Source organism: Leucobacter sp. USHLN153, assembly GCF_037145615.1.
In the GTDB taxonomy this organism is placed as follows: Bacteria; Actinomycetota; Actinomycetes; order Actinomycetales; family Microbacteriaceae; genus Leucobacter.
The window spans coordinates 476,675-496,822 of record NZ_JBBCXE010000002.1 but is presented as its reverse complement, the minus strand read 5'-3'; the positions used below and the strand labels follow the sequence as shown (position 1 = coordinate 496,822).

Below are 20,148 nucleotides of genomic sequence, written 5' to 3'. Positions count from 1 at the left end.
CGCTCGGCCGCGGGCGGGCGACGCGGTACCGCATTCGCGCGCGCGTGGTGTCGGCGCCGAGCGATCCGCCGCCGCGCCCCGCGCGCTCATGCGTATCCTTGAACCGCGCTGCGAGGTCTCGGAGGTGCGCGCGATGGAGAAGATCGACTTCAAGAGGTCGCTCGACGGGTTGCAGGCCCGACGGGGCGAATTCCGGGTGCTGGAAGTTCCCGAGACGCGGTACCTCATGATCGACGGGCACGGGGATCCGAATACGTCCGCCGGGTACGCCGAATCGCTCGCCGCGCTCTACCCGGTGGCGTATCAGCTCAAGTTCATGAGCAAGCGCGAGCTCGGCCGCGACTACGTCGTGCCGCCGCTCGAGGGCCTCTGGTGGGCGACGGACATGGAAGCATTCACGGTCTCGCGCGACAAATCGCAGTGGGACTGGACCATGATGTTGATGGTGCCCGAGTGGCTCGACGATGAGAACGTGGAGCGCGCCATCGAGCGGGCGGGGGAGAAGGAGGCTCGAGCGCTTCTCAGCGCGGTGCGTTTCGAGGGGCTCTCGGAGGGGATCTGCGTGCAGACGCTGCACGTCGGCTCGTTCGACGACGAGGGTCCGGTGCTCGAGCGCATGCACGACGAGTTCATGCCGGCGAACGGGCTCCGCTTCGCCGGTAAGCACCACGAGATCTACCTGAGCGACCCGCGGAGAACGGCCCCGGATCGCCTCCGCACGATCCTTCGCCAGCCGGTCGTGCGCGTTTCACCCGCCGAGATCGACCCCGATCCACGACTTCGACCGCGATCCCGGTGAATCCGGGGTCGAAGTCGGTGGCGCGGGTCGATCTCGACGCAGGACGGGTGCGCGGGTGCGCCGTTCAGCGACGCCCGGGCCGCCCCGGCCGCTAGTGGGCGCCCGGGTCCTGCTCCTCGCGGGGATGCGGCTCGGCGACGCCCAAGTGCAGGTGCTCGCCGCGCGCCCGCGCGTCGCGGTTCGCCTTCACGAGGCTCGCAACCGTGGCGATCGCCATCGCCACGACGATGAACCCGAGCGACACCCACGTCGAGATCTCGGGCACGGGAACGTGGTGGCCTCCGTTGATGAACGGCAGCTCGTTCTCGTGAAGCGCATGGAAGATGAGCTTCACACCGATGAACGCGAGGATCGCGGCGATACCGAACTTCAGATACTCGAGACGCTCGAGCAAGCCACCCAGCAGGAAGTAGAGCTGCCTCAGGCCCATGAGCGCGAACACGTTGGCGGTGAACACGATGAAGGCGCTCTGCGTGATCCCGAAAATCGCGGGAATCGAGTCGAGCGCGAAGAGGAGGTCGGTGACGCCGAGCGAAATGAGTACGAGCAGGAACGGCGTGAACATGCGCTTGCCGTCGACGGTCGTGCGGAGCTTGCCGCCCTCGTACTGCTCGCTGAACGGCATCACCTTCTTGACCTGGCGGGTGATCCAGCTCTCGCCCTCCTCCTCGTGGGCGCCGGGCTTCACCTGCTGCCAGGCGGTCCAGATGAGCCACGCGCCGAAGATGAAGAAGACCGCGATGAAGCGCTCGATGATCGCCGCGCCCACCAGAATGAACGCGCCGCGGAAGATGAGCGCGAGCACGATCCCGATCATGAGTGCGCGCTGCTGATACGCGTGCGGCACCTTGAAGCTCGCGAGGATCAGCACAAACACGAAGAGGTTGTCGATCGAGAGGCTGTACTCCGTGAGCCAACCCGCCAAGAACTCCGTGCCGTGCTGCACGTCGCCGAGCAAGAAGATCGCGCCGGCGAAGATCAGCGCGAGCAGCACGTAGAAGCCAACCCAGAGGCTCGCCTCCCGCATCGACGGGACGTGCGGCCGGTGAATGATGAGCGCGAGATCGATGACGAGGATCGCGACGAGCGCGATCATGGATCCGATTTCGAACGCGAGCGGGAGGACTGATGTCACCGGCGTGTACTTCCTTCGGCAGGGCGCGGCGGGCGCGCGAAATGGCCGAAAGTCTCTTCCCGACGCCGCCGGCCTGAGCCGGGACGCCGCGCCCGCACCGGCGACGCTACGGAGCGACGCGTATTGACGACACGGGCGAAACGGAATACTCCCCTTCGTTCGGCCCAGTGTACTGGGTCGTGCGCGCGGGCGGCCCATAGGAGCGCGGGGCTGCAATGCGAGCGTGGCGATCCGCCCCCTCCGCTGGGTTCGAGCGCGGCGGGGTGTGCGAGACCGATACCGCACGCGCGGCACCTCACCGAATCCGAGGGTGCGCCGCGCTACGATGTGCTCACCGAAATCGGACGAGAGGGCCCACCACGTGAGTAAGCGACCCACACCCATCCAGCGCAGTGCGGAGACCGGCCCCGGGCCCGCGTCACGCACCCTCGCCGCGTTCATCTTCGCGAGTCGTTGGCTGCAGGCGCCGCTGTACCTCGGGCTGATCGTTGCGCAGGCGGTCTATGTGGTGCTCTTCTTCGTGGAGCTGTGGCACCTGATCGAGAACGTGATTTCGACCGGCCACATCAGCGAGACCGATGTCATGCTGAGCGTGCTTGCGCTCATCGACATCGTGATGATCGCGAACCTGCTCATCATGGTGATCATCGGCGGATACGAGACCTTCGTGTCGAAGATCCGCGTCGAGGGGCACCACGACGAGCCTGAGTGGCTCTCGCACGTGAACACGAACCTGCTCAAGGTGAAGCTCGCGGTCTCGATCATTTCGATCTCGTCGATCCACCTGCTGAAGACCTTCATCGAGGTGGGGCGCATGGACGAGGGAGTGGTGCGCAACGCCGACGGGTCCGTGCTCTACTCCACCGAGGGCGTGATGTGGGAGGTCGGGATCCACCTCGCGTTCATCGTCTCCGCGCTCGCGCTCGCGTGGATCGACCGTATGAACCAGCACCACGCGGCCGCACCGCAGGGCGGGCTCAGCGCGGGCCGGATCGAGGCCGGACTTCGGGGCGATGGAGGCGCCGAGGCGGTGGCCCAGGCGGCGGATCGCGCCGTCGATGACGGCGACTTCGTGACGGTGCGCGTTCCCGCAGGCACGCAGCTCCCTCCGGGTTTCGAGGTGGTGAGCAGCGACCGCTAGGGTGGGATGCGGCCGGGCCTCCCGGCGCACGCGCGAGTGGCGGAATTGGCAGACGCGCTGGATTTAGGTTCCAGTGTCCTCGGACGTGGGGGTTCAAGTCCCCCCTCGCGCACGAACGGAAAGCGACCTCATCTCAGATGGGGTCGCTTTCTTCGTTCGTGCTGGCGCGAGGGGGGACTTGAACCCGTGAGGGCGTGGGCAGCGGGAGCAAGCGTTGCTTGCGATCTGCCCGCGACGGAAGTGGCATCGGAGATGCCGCGAGCGGGGCGGATTGTCGCCGCAGGCGGGGATCCGCGCAAGTCCCCCCTCGCGCACGAACGGAAAGCGACCTCATCTCAGATGGGGTCGCTTTCTTCGTTCGTGCTGGCGCGAGGGGGGACTTGAACCCGTGAGGGCGTGGGCAGCGGGAGCAAGCACCGCCCGAGCATCTTTGCTCTGCCCGAGTGTCTTTGCGAGTACAAGACGCTCGGTTAGGGCAAAAACACTCGGTTTGGCGTGGACAGTACCGCGGGGCGAGCCCGGGCCCACGGCGCGTATGGCGCAGAGCCCAGATGCGTGAGTCTCAGGCCCAGCGGAATCGCGGTGGTAGACTCCTGCTATGCGTTTGCGGGCTCTGCTTCTTCACTGCCGCGACGGGGCTTAGTCCATCGGCCACCCGTCGCGGAGTTCGCGCACGGTCGATCCACCGCACATTCGATGCGAAATAGTTTCGCTTGAGTCGGTGTTGAACAGCACGGCGGCGTGAAAACGCAGTGGTTGATTTGCACGGTGCCAGGTGCACAGAACCGGGAAGAGAAGCAATATGAGTGAGCAGACCGCGTCAGGGGCGACCGCAGGGCCGCGGACCCTCGCCGAGAAGCTGTGGGACGACCACGTCGTCGTCAAGGGTGAGAACGGTGAACCGGATCTCATTTACATCGACCTCCACCTCATCCACGAGGTGACGAGCCCGCAGGCCTTCGACGGCCTGCGCGTGGCGGATCGCCCGCTGCGCCGGGTCGATCTCATGATCGCGACCGAGGATCACAACACCCCGACGCTCAACATCACGCGCGAAATCGAGGATCCCACCAGCCGCCTGCAGATCGAGACGCTTCGGAAGAACGTCGCCGAGTTTGGCGTCCGCGCGCACCCGCTCGGGGATTCCGAACAGGGCATCGTGCACGTCGTCGGACCGCAGCTCGGGCTCACCATGCCCGGCATCACCGTCGTGTGCGGAGATAGCCACACGTCGACGCACGGCGCGTTCGGCGCGCTCGCATTCGGCATCGGCACCAGCGAGGTCGAGCACGTCATGGCGACGCAGACGCTCCCGCTCAAGCCGTTCAAGACCATGGCGATCAACGTCGAGGGCGAGCTGCGTCCGGGCGTGACCGCGAAGGACATCATCCTCGCGGTCATCGCGAAGATCGGCACCGGCGGCGGGCAGGGCTACGTGCTCGAGTACCGCGGCTCTGCGATCCGCGGACTGTCGATGGACGGCCGCATGACAATCTGCAACATGTCGATCGAGGCGGGCGCCCGCGCAGGAATGGTCGCGCCCGACGAGACCACCTTCGAGTACGTGAAGGGCCGCCCGCACGCCCCGCAGGGCGCTGACTGGGACGCGGCGGTCGAATACTGGAAGACGCTGCCCACCGACGAGGGTGCGGTGTTCGACGCCGAGGTCTTCATCGACGCGAACGAGCTCGAGCCGTTCGTGACCTGGGGCACGAACCCCGGCCAGGGCGTGCTGCTGAGCGACACCGTCCCTGATCCTGCCACCATCGAAGAGCCCAACGAACGCGCCGCCGCTGAGCGGGCGCTCGAGTACATGGACCTGACTGCCGGTACTCCCATGAAGGAGATCCCGGTCGACGCCGTGTTCATGGGCTCGTGCACGAACAGCCGGCTCGACGACCTCCGTACCTTCGCCGAGCTCATCAAGGGCAAGCAGAAGGCCGAGGGCGTGCGCCTCATGGTCGTGCCGGGCTCCGCTCGCGTGCGCGCCGAGGCGGAGGCCGAAGGCATCGATCGCATCGTCGAGGCGTTCGGCGGAGAGTGGCGCTTCGCGGGCTGCTCGATGTGCCTGGGAATGAATCCGGATCAGCTCGCCCCGGGCGAGCGCTGCGCATCGACCTCGAACCGCAACTTCGAGGGGCGCCAGGGCAAGGGCGGGCGCACGCACCTCGTGTCTCCGCTGGTGGCCGCGGCGACCGCGATCCGCGGCACGCTCTCGAGCCCGTGGGATCTGCAGGAGGACGCCGCGCGCGGCATCACGCACGACGCCCTTGAGGGCTCCGAGGCCCCGACCCGCCGCCGCATCCCGATCATGCCCGTTTCCGAGACGGCAGGAGCCTGAGCCATGGAGAAGTTCACCACGATCACCGGCGTCGCGGCGCCGCTGCAGCGCTCGAACGTCGACACCGATCAGATCATCCCCGCTGTCTTCCTGAAGCGGGTGACAAAGACCGGCTTCGACGACGCCCTCTTCTACCACTGGCGGCAGGACGAGAACTTCGTCTTGAACCGGCCGGAGTTCCAGGGTGCGGAGATCCTCGTTGCCGGCCCCGACTTCGGTACGGGCTCCTCGCGCGAGCACGCCGTCTGGGCGCTTCGCGATTTCGGCTTCAAGGTCGTCATCTCGCCGCGCTTCGCCGACATCTTCCGCGGGAACTCCGGCAAGCAGGGTCTGCTCGCAGCGCAGGTCGAGGAGGATGACGTGAAGCGCATCTGGGCCGCCATCGAGGCGCAGCCCGGCGTGCAGCTCACGGTGAGCCTCGAGGACCGCACGGTTTCGGTGGGCGACCTGACCGTGCCGTTCCAGGTCGACGACTACACTCGTTGGCGCCTCATGGAGGGCCTCGACGATATTTCCCTGACGCTCCGCAACGCGGATGCGATCACCGAGTTCGAGGCGAAGCGCCCGAACTGGATGCCGACGACAACGCCCGTGGAGGCTGTATGACCGAGCAGGTCGACGCACAGACAGATACGATCGACGCCGCAGCCGAGGCCGAAGGGCTGAAGCAGGACGCTCAGCGCGCAGGCGCTCGCGTGGGGCTGACCTCCGATGAGATCATCATCAACGGCGGCCGCCCGCTGCAGGGCCGCATCGAGGTGCGCGGGGCGAAGAACCTCGCGACGAAGGCGATGGTCGCGGCACTCCTCGGCAAGAGCCCGAGCATCCTGCGCAACGTCCCGAACATCTCGGACGTGCGCGTGGTTGCAGGTCTCCTCGCTCTGCACGGCGTGCTCGTGACGAAGGGTGAGCAGCCCGGAGAGTGGCGGCTCGATCCCTCGAACGTCGAGGTCGCGCACCAGGCCGACATCGACGCGCACGCGGGTTCCTCGCGTATCCCGATTCTGTTCTGCGGCCCCCTGCTCCATCGCTTGGGCGAGGCGTTCATTCCCGATCTCGGGGGGTGCCGGATCGGGGATCGCCCGATCGACTTCCACCTTGATGCCCTCCGCAAGTTCGGTGCGGTGATCGAGAAGCTTCCGAGCGGCATCAGCCTGACGGCGCCGAACGGTTTGCACGGCGCGGACATCGAGCTGCCGTATCCGTCGGTCGGCGCGACCGAGCAGGTGCTGCTCACGGCGGTGCTCGCCGAGGGCCAGACGGAGCTGCGCAACGCCGCGATCGAGCCGGAGATCGTCGACCTGATCTGCATCCTGCAGAAGATGGGCGCGATCATCTCCATGGAGCCGAACCGCGTCATCTTCATCGAGGGTGTGTCGGAGCTTCGCGGCTACGACCATCGCGCGATTTTCGACCGCAACGAGGCCGCGAGCTGGGCCGCTGCCGCTCTCGCGACCAAGGGCGACATCTTCGTGGGCGGCGTCGAGCAGGAAGAGATGATGACCTTCCTCAACGTCTTCCGCAAGGTCGGCGGCGACTTCGACGTGAAGGACGACGGGATCCGCTTCTGGCACCCGGGCGGAGAGCTCAAGCCCGTCACCATCGAGACCGACGTGCACCCCGGTTTCATGACCGACTGGCAGCAGCCGCTCGTCGTCGCGCTCACCCTCGCTCAGGGCCAGTCGACGATCCACGAAACGGTGTACGAGAACCGCTTTGGCTTCACCGATGCGCTCGTGAAGATGGGCGCCGACATCGTCGTGTACAAGGATGGCCTCCAAGACGAGAACCGTCGCGTGAAGCGCCGCGAGTTCGAGCAGGCCGCGGTCATCACGGGGCCGACGCCGCTCCACGGCGCCGACATCGAGGTGCCGGATCTGCGGGGCGGGTTCAGCCACCTCATCGCGGCTCTGACCGCCGAGGGGCAGTCGAAGGTCACGAACATCGGCATCATCTCGCGCGGGTACGAGAACTTCATCGAGAAGCTCCGCTTGCTCGGCGCCGACTTCGTATACAACGGCTGAGCGCCCTCGCGCAGACCGCTCGATCAGGAGAAGCTGCGAATGCGGCGGTGACCGCGAGGCGCATGCCTCCGGAAACCGCCGCTCCGCGATAATGGACGTATGACTGACACGGTGAAGTTCCGCAGCCGGCTTTCCGCGGAGAAGCGCCGACCTTCCATTTTTTGGGTGCTCGCCAGCCTGATCCTTCCGCTGTGGTCGCTGATGGTGCGGTACCGGTTCACGCCCGCTTCGAAGCTGCCCGAGCGGGGGCCGTTCATCCTCGCGCCGAACCACTACAGCGAGATCGACCCGATCGCGATGGGTGCGGCGGTGTGGCACCTCGGCCGCCTGCCGCGCTTCATGGCGAAGGCGAGCCTGTTCAAGATTCCGGTGTTCGGTTGGCTGCTGCGTTCGTCGGGGCAGATCCCGGTGCAGCGCGAGGGCGTCGCGCGCAGCGCGGGCCGCGATGGCAACCCGATGAGCGCTGCCGCCCAGCTCATTGAGCGCGAAGCCGGGGTGATCGTGTACCCGGAGGGGACGCTGACCCGCGATCCTGACCTCTGGCCGATGCGCGGAAAGAGCGGCGCGGTGCGCCTGGCTCTCGAGTCGGGGATGCCGCTCATCCCGGTGGCGCACTGGGGCACGCAGGAGCTCATGCCGCGGTATGCGAAGCGCCTGCACCCGTTCCCGCGGAAGACGATTCACGTTTCGGTGGGGCAGCCGATCGACCTGAGCCAATACGCTGGCCGGCCGCTCGATCAGAAGGTGATCAACGAGGCGACGCGAGCGCTGATGGACGCGATCACGGCGCTGCTCGAGGAGCTGCGCGGGGAGCAGGCTCCGAAGGAGCGGTGGGATCCGAGTAAGCACGACCAGAGCGAAACGGGACGTTTTTGAGCGCGAAGACCGCACCTGCGACCGAAGGAAGCGCAGCCCGCAATCGCGGCCGGAAGGTGGCGGTCATCGGCTCCGGCAGCTGGGGCACGACATTCGCGAAGGTCCTCTCCGACGCCGGATGCGATGTCACCATTTGGGCGCGACGCCCGGAGGTCGCGAATGAGATCCAGGTGGCGCGACGCAACAGCCAGTACCTCCCCGGCGTGAACCTTCCCAAGTCGCTGAGCGCGACGACCGAGCTCAGCACTGCCCTCGCCGGCGCCTCGCTCGTCTTCCTAGCGGTCCCGAGCCAGACGCTGCGACAGAATCTGCTCGACCTCGAGCCCTACCTCGATCCGCGATCCGTGCTCGTCAGCCTCGTGAAGGGCGTTGAGAAGACGACGACCATGCGCATGTCCGAGGTGATCGCGGACACGCTGGATCTCGATCCCTCGCGGATCGCTGTCCTCTCGGGGCCGAACATCGCCCTTGAGATCGCCAAGGAGCAGCCGACGGGGGCGGTCGCGTCCTGCGCCGACCTCGCCGTCGCTCAGGAGGTCGCGACCGCGGCGAACGCTCCGTACTTCCGTACCTACGTCAACACCGACGTGACCGGCACCGAGCTCGGCGGTGTGCTGAAGAACCTCATCGCGCTCGCGATCGGCATCGTCGACGGCGTGGGCTACGGCGAGAACACGAAGGCCGCGATCATCACGCGCGGTCTCGCTGAGATGACCGAGTTTGCGGTGGCTTCGGGGGCGGATCCCGCGACGCTCTCCGGGCTCGCCGGTCTCGGCGACCTCATCGCGACCTGCCAATCGCCGCTCTCTCGAAACAACACTGCCGGCCGGCTCATCGGCCAGGGCTACTCGCAGGAGGAGACGCGCGAGCAGATGCAGCAGGTCGCGGAGGGCATCACCTCGGTGCCGCCGGTGCTCGAACTCGCTCGCGAGAACGGGATCGTCATGCCGATAGTCGAGCAGGTGCAGATGGTGCTGAGCGGCAAGATGGCGCCGAAGCACCTGGGCCCGCATCTCGCGACCGAGGATGACGTGCCGCAGGCTGAGCTGACCCTCGGCGCCCCGCAAACGAGCAGGTTGAAGCGCCTGCTGAACCGTCTTAAAGGAGAATCCGCGTGACCGTGACTGAATCCGATCATGCAGCGTCCGCACAGACGGCGGAGAAGCGCACCGTGGTGCTGCTTTTCGGTGGACGGTCCAGCGAGCACGGTATTAGCTGTGTAACGGCCGCCGGCGTGCTTCACGCCATCGATCGCTCACGCTTCGACGTGATTCCGGTCGGCATCACGAAGCAGGGTGCCACGGTACTCATGCAGGAGGAGGACCTCGCCGGCTACCGCCTCGATGCGACCGCGCTGCCCGAGGTGCCCGACAACGGCACCCGCGTGCTCTGGCCGGCATCGACGGCGACGCGCGCGATCACCGTCATCGATGAGTGCGGGTCCCTCCGGAGCCTCGGCCACGTCGACGCCGTGTTGCCGATGCTGCACGGACCATACGGCGAGGACGGCACGGTGCAGGGCATGCTCGATCTCGTTGACCTGCCCTATGTCGGCAGCGGCGTGCTCGGCTCGGCGCTCTGCATGGACAAGCACGCGGTGAAGACAGTGCTCGCGGATGCAGGTATCGCCGTCGCGCCCTGGAACACGGTGACGCGTTCGCAGGTGGAGCAGGATTCCTCGGGCCTGAGTTCGCTCGATGAGGGCCTCACCTACCCGCTCTTCGTGAAGCCCGCGCGCGCCGGGTCGAGCGTCGGGGTGAGCAAGGTGACGGAGCCCGCGGGTCTTGCTGCGGCGCTCGAGGTGGCGTTCGCAGAGGATCGCACGGTGCTCATCGAGTCGGCGATCGTGGGCCGCGAGGTCGAGATCGCGGTGCTGGAAGGGCGCGGAGAGTCGCGCCCGCGCACGAGCTCGGTCATCGGCGAGATCGTGATTTCGGGGAACGGCTTCTACGACTTCGAAGCGAAGTACCTCGGTGGCGCGGGTGTCGAGCTCGAGCTGCCCGCCTCGGTGACGGATGCAGAGTTCGCGGCGCTGCAGCGCGATGCGGTATTGGCCTTCGAGATAGCGCAGTGCGCCGGGCTCGCGCGCATCGACTTCTTCCTCACGGAGGAGGGGCCGGTGCTCAACGAGGTGAACACGCTTCCAGGGTTCACGCCGATCTCGATGTATCCGCGTCTCTGGGAGGAATCCGGGCTGGGCTACACCGAGCTGATCACCGAGCTGATTGAACTGGCGATCGAGCGGCGTCCCGCGTACTAGGGAGGCGTTGACTCGCGGGGTGCAGGGCCTCCTCGAGGATGCGCCCCGGGCCTACTGCTTCTCGCTCGGGATCTCGAAGGTGTCGGAGAGCGCCGTGCACTCGCGCTCCTGGGGGAGCTGCTGCACCACCGCGTTCAGATCGACCGTGGTCTCGGTGCCGCTGACCTGCTCCGAATCGACGTAGACCGAGATGCCGGGCGTGCGCCCGTAGGGCTCGAAGCGATAGATCGGGGCAGCCGAGTCGTCGATGACCCAGTCGACTCCGTTGACGTCGACGCACTCGTCGGTTGTGGGGCCCGTGGGGTCGGTGCCGCAGACCAGCTGCACGGCACCGTTGCCCCAAGCGCCGGTGGACTGGGCGTTCGTCGTGCGGCGATCCTGCCCCGCAACAGTATCGGGCAAACGCACGATCACGCTGGCGCAGGCGGGATCGTTCGCGCCGGGGGCCGCCTCCATCGGGATGGTCGGTGCGCAGCCCGCGAGCGTCGCGCCACCCAGCAGCGCGAGGGAGAGTGCAGCGGTACGGCGGGCGCGAGAATTCACGTCTGCAAGCCTACTCGGGGCTGGCTGGTCGCTGGCCGGACGCGAGGGGCGGTGGCGCAGTGGTGCGGAGGGGGCGGCGGCGCGGCCGGGCGGCGAATGCGACGGAGCGAAGAAGCGGCACCCGGTAGCTTGGAACCGTGCAAGATCATGAGGGGTCAGGGGTGACCGTCGGTGAGCTGGGGGAGCGGGACGTGCTTGCGCGGGTGCTTGCGCGGCTCGGTGATGCGGACGCGTCCAGCGTCGGCCCCGGTGATGACTGCGCGGTGCTGCGACACGCCGGCGACGTGGTGGTGACGACCGACACGATGATCGAGGGGCCCGACTTCCGCCTCGCTTGGCACGACGGTTTCGAGCTCGGCTGGAAGCTCGCGGCGACCAACCTCTCGGACGTCGCGGCTATGGGCGCGCGACCGACGGCACTCACCGTGGCACTGGCGGTGCCGCGCGAGACCCCGGTTATGCTGCTCGAGCGCATCTCGGAGGGGCTCGACGCGGCCTGCCGGGCGCTGGCGCCGGGCTGCGGGGTCGTCGGCGGCGACCTCGGGCGCGCTCCCGTCGTGACGGCGGCCGTGACCGCCCTCGGCGACCTCGAGGGCCGGGCGCCGGTGCTGCGCTCGGGCGCCCACTCGGGGGACGTCATCGCGTACGCGGGCGAGCTGGGCCTCGCGGGACTCGGGCTGTCCCTCCTCTTCGCCGAGGCAACCGACGTCGATGGTACGGCGCACAACCGCACGCTGGGCCAGCTCTGGAGCGAGCAACCGGAGGCGCTGGCCGCACAGCTCGCACCCGCTCCGCCCATTCCGCTCGGGGTCGCCGCTGCGCTCGCGGGCGCGACCGCGATGATGGATGTCTCCGACTCGCTCTCCATCGATGCCGAGCGGCTATCTCGGGCGAGTGGCGTCCGCCTCGATCTCGATCCCTCGCTGCTCGAGGCCGGTTTCGGCGAGCAGCAGGGCATCTCGGTGTCGGTCGAGGCGATGCTCGCGGGCGGGGAGGATCACGGTCTGCTTGCCACCTTCCCCTCGGGCGCCGAACTCCCCGCCGGATTCCGCGCGATCGGTGCGGTGCGCGAGGCTGGCGCAGGCGGTGCGCTGCTGCTCGACGGGGAGCCCCGAAAAGCCCGCGGCTGGGACCCGTACACGGTGCGGCTGCCCGGCTCGAACTAGTACGGGCTCGGCCCGCCCGCACCCGCTACTGCGCGCGGGCCGTCAGCCGCAGCGCCGCCCAGAGCTCGGCTCGCGTGTCAGGGGATTCGAGGTCTGACTGGAGCAACTGCCCGGCCGTCTGCACCCGCGTGCGCAGCGTGTGGCGGTGCAGGCCGAGCTCGGTCGCGGCGGCGCTCGTCTGCCCGTGGTGAGCGAGCCACGTGCCGAGCGCCTCCTCGATGCGGTCGCCGTGGCGTTCGTCGTGCTGCCGCACCGGCGCGAGGAGCAGCATGGCCCGGCGCCGCGCCTCCGGCTCCTCGTCGAGGAGGTGCAGCACGCCCTCGTGCAGGGCCGGCAGGTAGTCGATCGGGCCCGTCGACGCCGAGGCGACCGCGCGATCGAGCGCGAGCCCGGCCTCGACGACCGAGGCGCCGATGCGGTCGAGCGGGCCACGGCCCGAGATGCCCGCGGGCAACTCGTGAGTGGTGAAGAGGCGGCGGATCGCGGGGAGGTGACGAGCCTCCGCCACGATGAGCGGAGACCCGTCGACCGTCGCGGTGAAGAGGCCGGGGCTCCCGGCATCGAGCGACTGGAGATCCTCGGCGAAGCTCGGCGCCGGGTGATCCGCCGCCGCAAAGCGCACCACCACCACATCGCCCACCGGAAAACGACTCAGCACGCCGTGGGAGAGGCGTTCGGCGAGATCGAGGTGCTCGGCGATGAGGAGCTCGGCGATCGCGTTGCGGAGCGCAGCCTGAGCCGAGCGGATGCCGCTGCGATGCTCGAGCTGCACGGTGGCGAGTGCGGCGACGAGCCCGTGCAGTGCGCGCTCCGCGGTGTCGGGCACGCCGCGCTCCTCGATCGCGAGCACGCCGAGTACGTGGTCGTGGCGGCCGAGCGCCTGGAGCTGCATCCCGGATCCGTCCTGCGCTTCGATCCGCGCCGCGCTCACCCCTCGGTCGAGAATGCGCCTAGCCTCGCGCCGCACGCCGTCGGCCGGGAACCCGGCGCGCTCTGACTCGGGCGAGAACTCGACGAGCCGCCCGAAACGATCGACGATGCACACCCAGCGTCCGAGCCGCGCCGATGCCTCGCGCACCGCAGCACCGAGGCCGTCGCGGTGCAGCGACGCGTTCGCGACCGCGCGTTGCGATTCCAGCGACCACAGGTCGCGATCTCGCGTCTTGGCTTCGAGCAACCGCGCGGCCGTCTGCACGATCTCGATGAATGCCGTGTCGTAGGGGACGCGGAAGAGGGGGAGGTCGAGGCGATCGCACGCCGCGACCACGGGCGGCGGCACGCGGTCCCAGTGCAGGCCCACCGCGAACCCGAGCGCGGTCACGCCCGTCTCGATCAGGCGTCGCACATAGTCTTCGGCGTCGGCGGCTTCGTGCATAGTGCCGAAACGTGCTCCCGTTGTGAGGAGCACGGTGCGCGGTGTGAGAAAAGGCGTGGGATCTTCAAGCTCACTCACGTGCACCCACTGGACCGGTCGAGCCGCTGCCTCAGGGCTCGCCCCCGCGATCATCGCGAGTTGCAAGTGGTATTGATGGAGGAGTTCGCCGAGTTCGATCGTGGGGGAGAGCGCCGGCGCTGAGACGCTCGCCGCGGGGCTTGAGGGCGGGACGACGTGGACGCTCGCGCTCGATGCCATCGCAACCTCCTGCTACTCGTGCCGCTGTGGCGAAACATGCTCGGGTAAAACATCATTCTGGCAGATTACGAACCATGTCACACCGGATAGGCTGAACCGCGAACCACAAGCCCGAGGCAGTGCGCAGCGGGCGCCCTTCGAACCTCAGAGGAGTTTCAGTCATGGTCGATGTCATCGGCGGCCCGTCGCTTCCGCAGGAGCGCAAGCTCGTCACCAGCATTCCCGGCCCGAAGTCGCAGGAGATGCTCGCACGCAAGAACGCCGCGGTCGCCGCGGGCGTCGGCGTAGCGCTCCCCGTATCCATCGTTGCCGCGGGTGGCGGCGTGATGGTCGACGTCGACGGCAATTCGCTCATCGACCTCGGCTCCGGCATCGCCGTGACCGGCGTGGGCAACGCGGCTCCCGCCGTCGTCGAGGCCGTCACCAACCAGGTGCAGCAGTTCACGCACACCTGCTTCACGGTCACCCCCTATGAGGGCTACGTGCAGGTTGCGGAGAAGCTGAACGAGCTGACGCCCGGCGATCACGAGAAGCGATCGGCGTTGTTCAACTCGGGCGCCGAGGCTGTCGAGAACGCGATCAAGATCGCTCGTCACTACACCAAGAAGAACGCGGTCGTCGTCTTCGACCACGCGTACCACGGTCGCACCAACCTCACGATGGGCATGACCGCGAAGAACACGCCCTACAAGGACGGCTTCGGCCCGTTCGCGCCTGAGGTCTACCGCGTGCCGACGTCGTACCCCTTCCGCGACGGCCTCTCCGGCGCCGACGCGGCAGCCGTTGCGCTGACCCAGATCGAGAAGCAGGTCGGCGCGAGCAACCTCGCCGCGATCATCATCGAGCCCATTCAGGGCGAGGGCGGCTTCATCGCTCCGGCCGAGGGCTTCCTTCCCGCGCTGCAGGAGTGGGCGACCGCGAACGGCGTCGTCTTCATTCTCGACGAGGTGCAGACCGGCTTCGCTCGTACCGGCGACCTGTTCGCAGCGAACCACGAGGGCGTCGTGCCCGACCTCGTCACCACGGCGAAGGGTATCGCGGGCGGCCTGCCGCTCTCCGCGGTGACCGGCCGCGCCGAGATCATGGACTCGGCTCACTCGGGCGGCCTCGGCGGCACCTACGCCGGCAGCCCGATCGCGTGCGCCGCTGCGCTCGCGACGATCGAGACCTACCAGCGGGAGAATCTCACCGAGCGCGCCCGTGAGATCGGCGCCATCATCGGCGAGTTCTTCGCCGATCTCCAGAAGAACGACGATCGCATCGGAGACATCCGCGGCCGCGGCGCCATGCAGGCGATCGAGCTCGTCGAGTCCGGTTCGAAGAAGCCCGCAGCGGCGCTCACCAGCGCAATCGCGAAGGCGGCAGGCGAGAAGGGCGTGATCCTCCTCACCTGTGGCACCTACGGCAACGTGATCCGCTTCCTGCCGCCGCTCGCGATCTCGGACGAGCTGCTGCGCGAGGGCCTCCAGGTCGTCGCTGACGAGCTCGCCGCCAACTGATCCAGCACCGCAGAAGAATTCGAAAGGACACCGAACATGGCTTTGAAGCCGAACGAGCAGGAACTGCTCAACCGCGTGGAGTCCGGCCTCGGCATCGGGGGCAAGTGGGAGCCCTCGAGCTCCGGCAACACCCTTGACGTGCATGACCCCGCAACCGGCGAGGTCATCAAGTCGATCGCAGACGCGACCGTCGAGGACGCCGTGCGCGCGCTCGACGCCGCGGTGGACGCGCAGGCCAGCTGGGCGGCCACGCCGAGCCGTGAGCGCTCCAACATCCTCCGTCGCACCTTCGACCTCCTCATGGAGCGCAAGGAAGAGTTCGCGCTCCTCATGAGCATGGAGATGGGCAAGCCCATCGCCGAGGCTCGTGGCGAGGTCAACTACGGCGGCGAGTTCCTGCGCTGGTTCTCCGAGGAGGCCGTGCGCGTCCCCGGTGACTACCGCCAGAACCCCGAGGGCACCGGCACGATGATGGTCTCGCAGATGCCCGTGGGCCCCTGCTACTTCATCACCCCGTGGAACTTCCCGCTCGCGATGGCGACCCGCAAGATCGCTCCGGCGCTCGCTGCGGGCTGCACCGTCGTGATCAAGCCGGCGGCGCTGACCCCGCTCACCACGATCTTCTTCGCGCAGCTGCTCGAAGAGGCGGGCCTGCCCGCAGGTGTCGTGAACGTGGTCGCAACGTCGAAGTCGAGCGCGCAGTCGAGCGCTCTGCTCGCCGACACGCGCCTGCGCAAGCTCTCGTTCACCGGCTCGACGCCGGTCGGCGTGAAGCTGCTCGAGGCGGCCGCGCAGAACGTGCTTCGCACCTCGATGGAGCTGGGCGGCAACGCGCCGTTCATCGTCTTCGAGGACGCGGATCTCGATAAGGCCGTTGAGGGCGCGATGCTCGCGAAGTTCCGCAACGTGGGCCAGGCCTGCACCGCGGCGAACCGCATCATCGTGCACGAGTCAGTTGCTGACGAGTTCGCGCGTCGCGTCGCCGAGAAGGTCGCCGCGATGACCATCGGACGCGGCGCCGAAGAAGGCAACGACATCGGCGCGCTCGTCGAGGAGAAGGCGGTCACCAACACCGCTCGCCTCGTGCAGGACGCTGTCGAGACCGGCGCGACCGTGCTCACCGGTGGAGAGGCGCTCGACGGCCCCGGCTACTTCTTCCAGCCCACCGTGATCGACAAGCTCACCCCGCAGGCTGCGATCATGCGCGAGGAGATCTTCGGGCCGGTGCTCGGCATCATCCGCTTCTCCACCGAGGAGGAGGCGGTCGAGATCGCGAACAACACCGAGTACGGTCTCGTGAGCTACGTCTTCACCGAGAACATCGGTCGCGGTCACCGCATGATCGAGAAGCTCGAGACCGGCATGATGGGCCTGAACACCGGGCTCGTGTCGAACGCGGCGGCTCCGTTCGGTGGCGTCAAGCAGTCGGGCATCGGGCGCGAGGGCGGCTTCGAGGGCATCCACGAGTTCCTCTCGTCGAAGTACACGCTGCTGCCCCGCTAAACGGGCAAGCGTTTCGGGATCGGCGCGATCCTCCGCACTCACTGAGTAGCGGGGGATCGCGCCGATTCTTTTTGCCCACGCTCGCCACCGCATACCGGGTTGCGCGTCGCGGCTGTTTCACGTCGTAGTCCGTCGATGTGTTCCTTTCGAGTGAAGCGCGGTGGTCGCGCTGAAGTCGGGTCTCCGGGACGCGCATACCGGTCCCTCAGGGTAAAGCGTGGGGAAAGAGATTTCAAACACTGCAAACCTTGAAAAAAGGCGGCGAAACCCCATTGGTTAATGACACGTTTAGCTCCGTTAGGTCTTGATGTTCGTCGAGAGAAGGGCACGAGAGAACTGACACCCCACCAGGAAATAGGCGGCACCAATGTTCAAAGGAGATCGTATGAAGCACAAATTCGCAAAGATGACCGGAGCCGCAGTGCTTGCTGTGGGGCTCGCCGTTAGCGGCGCGGGCACCGCTAATGCTGCCAGCCAATTCATTCACGACGGTTATTGGCAGTACGGGGTGAGCAGCACTGTCAATTGGACGGCTTTCACACCCAATAAGTATCCCTCCAAGCTAAAGAATCTGGTGTTGCAACAGGGCGCCGCGGTTAACCGCTTCAACTTCGACCATTGGGTTGTTGTTGCCAATGTGCAAATGAAGCGCCACCCGACGCAGAACTGGCAGGGCATCAACTGGTAAAGAGGCTGGAATTTTAACGCATCTAGTACGTTGTGCCCGGATCGCGCATGGAAGCGTAGACGCGAGCCGGGCTTGTAACCCAAGGGTGATTTCACATGAAGAAGCTGAACGCGAGCATTGCGATCGCCACGGTGTTGCTCCTCACCGGGTGCGGCGGCGCAGATGTGGCGAACGAGAAGAGTGACGCCGAGGCCAGTTTTTCCGGGCCCTATGCGGCCGAGTTCAAGGAATCGTATGAGCAACTCGAAGACGCGAAGGTCAAGGAGTACTTGCGCGACGGAAAAATATCGGAAGCCGAGTTCCAAGCGGTGAGTGCGGACCTTGTTGCTTGCCTAGAGCCTCAGGGGATCACCTTCAAAGGTTATGACGAGTACGGAAATTCGAGCTTGGAGGGCGACCCTGCGCGCGTAGCAAACGAAGACCTGCAAGAGCGCATAAGCGAGTGCACGACTTCCACGGGCGAGTCAGTTGTTGCGCATTTGTACTTCATGGCCAAGCGGGACCCGGGAAGAGAAGTCACTGAGCAGACTCAAGTCGATTGTCTCATCCGGGCAGGGGTCGTGCCTCCCGAATTCACTCTCGAGGAACTCAACGCTGGCGCGCTTAATGAGATGTATCCCCCCGAGTTTTTGTATGAACCGCCCGGCGAAGAAGTCCGAACCAAGATGGAAACGTGCCAAAATGACCCGCTGCATGCGTACCAAGATCAATGACTCTTCGGAAGCCGAAACTGCGTCAGATTCTCGGCTCCGCGCGCTCGGAGAATCGAGGATTGTCGCGTCAATCAGGTCCGCGAAGGGGTGGCGCTGTAGCCATCCTGTTCATCGGAGCCGTCGCAGTTCTTGTCGTGGGCGTTGCCGCAGGGCAATACCTCGTGCCCAGTCAGGTACCTCCATCGCTCGCGGAGGCAGCCGCCACGACCTCATTTGATGTTGAGGAAGTGAGCTTTGATGATAAGCGCACCGTGCAGCTCGCTCTGGAGATTGGCGAGGACAAGGTCCTCCCATTCCCCCTCGAAGGTAGGGTGACCGGAACGTCGTGCGCAGCAGGATCAGAGATCCACTCCGGCCATGTGATTGCAGAGGTGAGCGGCAAACGCGTGCTCGCCCTCAGTACGGCTGTTCCTCTCTGGAAGTCACTGGAGCCGGGTGACGAGGGAGCAGAGGTTGACGCGCTTCGGCGAGAATTGATTCGGATGGGCGCGGATCTCATGGAGACCGGGCCCGCGAATCAGGCGGTTCTCGACGTGCTTGATGCGTTGTTCTCCGCCGATGCAGAAGTGCCCCCTGCGAAGCTAGAAGAGGTTCCCGCGGAGCAAATCATGTGGATTCCAGCCCCCGCAGTCACAATGTTGAAGTGCGGCGGGGCCATCGCGGACGAGGTGACAGCCGGAGACGAATTCGGGACGATTGCGGGTGCTCTGACGGCCGCTCGTCTGACGCCGATGCCGGACGATCTCGTGTCGGGGGCTCGGGTGCTGAGAGTCGCCGGGCTCGAGGTTCCGATGGATAAGACGGGTGTCGTGTCTGCGCCGGAATCACTCGCTGCCATTGCAGAGTCCGCGGACTACCGAGCGATCCGTTCTGCCGCGAGTGCCAGCGGAGAAGAACGGGCGGAGGCCGGCCCCTCGCTGATTGGAGAACTTGCGCTCAAATCCTCGAAATCCGCTTGGGCGGTGCCCGCGTCGACCGTGTACGAAGCGGTCGAAGATGTGGGCTGCGTCGCATTCACGGGCGGCACCATCACGGTAAGGATCGTCGGCTCACGTCTGGGGAAGACCTACGTGCTTCCTGCTCAAGAGGCAGAAGAGATGCCCGCACGAGTTCACGCGCCCGGACAGCAACCAGAATCGTGCTCGGCGCCATGACGCTTGAACTTCGAGGTCTCGGGCATCGCTTTAGCGCCGCGAATCCTTGGCTCTTTCGCGGCGTCAACGAGACTGTGCTTCCCGGTGAGCGATGTGCGTTGACTGGCCCGAGCGGGAGCGGCAAGAGTACGTTGCTTTCGGTCATCGCTGGGTGGCTTGCGCCCCAAGAAGGCGAGGTCTTACGAGAGGGGCTGCACCGCGTGCAATGGGTGTTTCAAAACCCCCACGGAGTCGCACGCAGGTCAGCTATCGATCATGTGTCTCTCCCGCTCCTCGCGAGCGGTGTGCGGCCCTCGTCGGCGGACGCGCAGGCGGGCGAATTGTGCGACCGAGTCGGATTGCCCTACTTGCGAGATCGTCGACCGTTCGCGATGCTCTCTGGTGGCGAAGCGCAACGACTGATGCTCGCGAGGGCGTTCGCCTACAAGCCGGACTTGCTGCTCGTCGATGAGCCGACTGCGCAGCTGGATCGCGCGAGTGCGGCAAACGTGAACAGTGCGATCGCGGCGCTCGGGTCGGAGGGAAGCACCGTGCTCATCGCGACGCATGATCCCGACACGGCGAACGCCTGTGACCGGCAAGTTGATCTCGCACGCTATCGCACGAATGTCACTCATTGCAGCGAGGTCAGTTCGTGAAAGCTGCCGGAGTTTTCCGTGAGGCCAAAAGGGAC

18 protein-coding genes and 1 tRNA gene are annotated in these 20,148 nt (G+C 66.6%); 16 read left to right on the top strand and 3 right to left on the bottom strand.

The window, feature by feature from the left end; all coding sequences use genetic code 11:
* Positions 1-133: 133 nt before the first annotated feature.
* Positions 134-799, top strand: a complete 666-nt coding sequence (locus WFH00_RS05450) for a GyrI-like domain-containing protein (protein WP_336659635.1) — start codon at positions 134-136, stop codon at positions 797-799.
* 91 nt (positions 800-890) lie between these two features.
* Here WFH00_RS05450 and WFH00_RS05445 read toward each other — a convergent pair whose 3' ends face one another.
* Positions 891-1,934: a TerC/Alx family metal homeostasis membrane protein gene (locus tag WFH00_RS05445; RefSeq protein ID WP_336659634.1), complete on the bottom strand. Its 1,044-nt coding sequence runs from the start codon at positions 1,932-1,934 to the stop codon at positions 891-893.
* Positions 1,935-2,295: 361 nt separating this feature from the next.
* On the opposite strand from WFH00_RS05445, the gene WFH00_RS05440 reads away from it, so the two are divergent.
* The 8 genes from WFH00_RS05440 (at position 2,296) to WFH00_RS05405 (ending at position 10,576) form a co-directional block, all read left to right on the top strand.
* Positions 2,296-3,075 carry a TIGR00645 family protein gene (locus tag WFH00_RS05440; RefSeq protein WP_336659633.1) on the top strand — a complete coding sequence of 260 codons (780 nt, stop codon included), beginning with the start codon at positions 2,296-2,298 and terminating at the stop codon, positions 3,073-3,075.
* 30 nt (positions 3,076-3,105) lie between these two features.
* Positions 3,106-3,187: transfer RNA gene (locus tag WFH00_RS05435), tRNA-Leu, on the top strand.
* A 690-nt stretch (positions 3,188-3,877) separates the two neighbouring features.
* Positions 3,878-5,416, top strand: a complete 1,539-nt coding sequence (gene leuC / locus WFH00_RS05430; protein WP_336659632.1) for a 3-isopropylmalate dehydratase large subunit — start codon at positions 3,878-3,880, stop codon at positions 5,414-5,416.
* Positions 5,417-5,419: 3 nt separating this feature from the next.
* Positions 5,420-6,022 (top strand): 3-isopropylmalate dehydratase small subunit, encoded by a 603-nt coding sequence (gene leuD, locus WFH00_RS05425; protein ID WP_336659631.1) that lies wholly within the window; start codon positions 5,420-5,422, stop codon positions 6,020-6,022.
* Positions 6,019-7,440 carry a UDP-N-acetylglucosamine 1-carboxyvinyltransferase gene (gene murA / locus WFH00_RS05420; RefSeq protein WP_442918789.1) on the top strand — a complete coding sequence of 474 codons (1,422 nt, stop codon included), beginning with the start codon at positions 6,019-6,021 and terminating at the stop codon, positions 7,438-7,440. The genes leuD and murA overlap by 4 nt, the downstream gene beginning before the upstream one ends.
* Positions 7,441-7,539: 99 nt before the next feature.
* A complete protein-coding gene (locus WFH00_RS05415) occupies positions 7,540-8,316 on the top strand; it encodes a lysophospholipid acyltransferase family protein (RefSeq protein WP_336659630.1) in 777 nt (258 codons plus the stop codon).
* Positions 8,313-9,434 carry an NAD(P)H-dependent glycerol-3-phosphate dehydrogenase gene (locus tag WFH00_RS05410; RefSeq protein WP_336659629.1) on the top strand — a complete coding sequence of 374 codons (1,122 nt, stop codon included), beginning with the start codon at positions 8,313-8,315 and terminating at the stop codon, positions 9,432-9,434. The genes WFH00_RS05415 and WFH00_RS05410 overlap by 4 nt, the downstream gene beginning before the upstream one ends.
* Positions 9,431-10,576, top strand: a complete 1,146-nt coding sequence (locus tag WFH00_RS05405; protein ID WP_336659628.1) for a D-alanine--D-alanine ligase family protein — start codon at positions 9,431-9,433, stop codon at positions 10,574-10,576. Before WFH00_RS05410 ends, WFH00_RS05405 begins: the two co-directional genes overlap by 4 nt.
* Before the next feature lie 51 nt (positions 10,577-10,627).
* Here the strand turns inward: WFH00_RS05405 and WFH00_RS05400 are convergent, their stop codons facing one another.
* Positions 10,628-11,119: a DUF3515 family protein gene (locus tag WFH00_RS05400; protein ID WP_336659626.1), complete on the bottom strand. Its 492-nt coding sequence runs from the start codon at positions 11,117-11,119 to the stop codon at positions 10,628-10,630.
* Positions 11,120-11,280: 161 nt separating this feature from the next.
* On the opposite strand from WFH00_RS05400, the gene thiL reads away from it, so the two are divergent.
* Positions 11,281-12,285: a thiamine-phosphate kinase gene (thiL, locus tag WFH00_RS05395; protein ID WP_336659625.1), complete on the top strand. Its 1,005-nt coding sequence runs from the start codon at positions 11,281-11,283 to the stop codon at positions 12,283-12,285.
* 25 nt (positions 12,286-12,310) lie between these two features.
* Here thiL and WFH00_RS05390 read toward each other — a convergent pair whose 3' ends face one another.
* Positions 12,311-13,918, bottom strand: a complete 1,608-nt coding sequence (locus WFH00_RS05390; protein WP_336659624.1) for a PucR family transcriptional regulator — start codon at positions 13,916-13,918, stop codon at positions 12,311-12,313.
* Positions 13,919-14,079: 161 nt separating this feature from the next.
* Between WFH00_RS05390 and gabT the strand changes: the two genes are divergently transcribed.
* From gabT to WFH00_RS05360, 6 genes are all read left to right on the top strand, one after another.
* Entirely contained in the window at positions 14,080-15,417 is a 1,338-nt protein-coding gene (gabT, locus tag WFH00_RS05385) for a 4-aminobutyrate--2-oxoglutarate transaminase (RefSeq protein WP_336659623.1), read from the top strand.
* Positions 15,418-15,453: 36 nt separating this feature from the next.
* Positions 15,454-16,920, top strand: coding sequence for an NAD-dependent succinate-semialdehyde dehydrogenase (locus WFH00_RS05380; RefSeq protein WP_336659622.1), 1,467 nt, complete (start codon positions 15,454-15,456; stop codon positions 16,918-16,920).
* Positions 16,921-17,305: 385 nt separating this feature from the next.
* Positions 17,306-17,608: a hypothetical protein gene (locus WFH00_RS05375; protein ID WP_336659621.1), complete on the top strand. Its 303-nt coding sequence runs from the start codon at positions 17,306-17,308 to the stop codon at positions 17,606-17,608.
* A gap of 95 nt (positions 17,609-17,703) precedes the next feature.
* Positions 17,704-18,321 (top strand): hypothetical protein, encoded by a 618-nt coding sequence (locus WFH00_RS05370; RefSeq protein WP_336659620.1) that lies wholly within the window; start codon positions 17,704-17,706, stop codon positions 18,319-18,321.
* Positions 18,322-18,548: 227 nt separating this feature from the next.
* On the top strand, positions 18,549-19,475 hold the full coding sequence (locus tag WFH00_RS05365) for a hypothetical protein (RefSeq protein ID WP_336659619.1): 927 nt from the start codon (positions 18,549-18,551) through the stop codon (positions 19,473-19,475).
* Positions 19,472-20,113, top strand: coding sequence for an ATP-binding cassette domain-containing protein (locus WFH00_RS05360; protein ID WP_336659618.1), 642 nt, complete (start codon positions 19,472-19,474; stop codon positions 20,111-20,113). Before WFH00_RS05365 ends, WFH00_RS05360 begins: the two co-directional genes overlap by 4 nt.
* Positions 20,114-20,148: the final 35 nt, after the last annotated feature.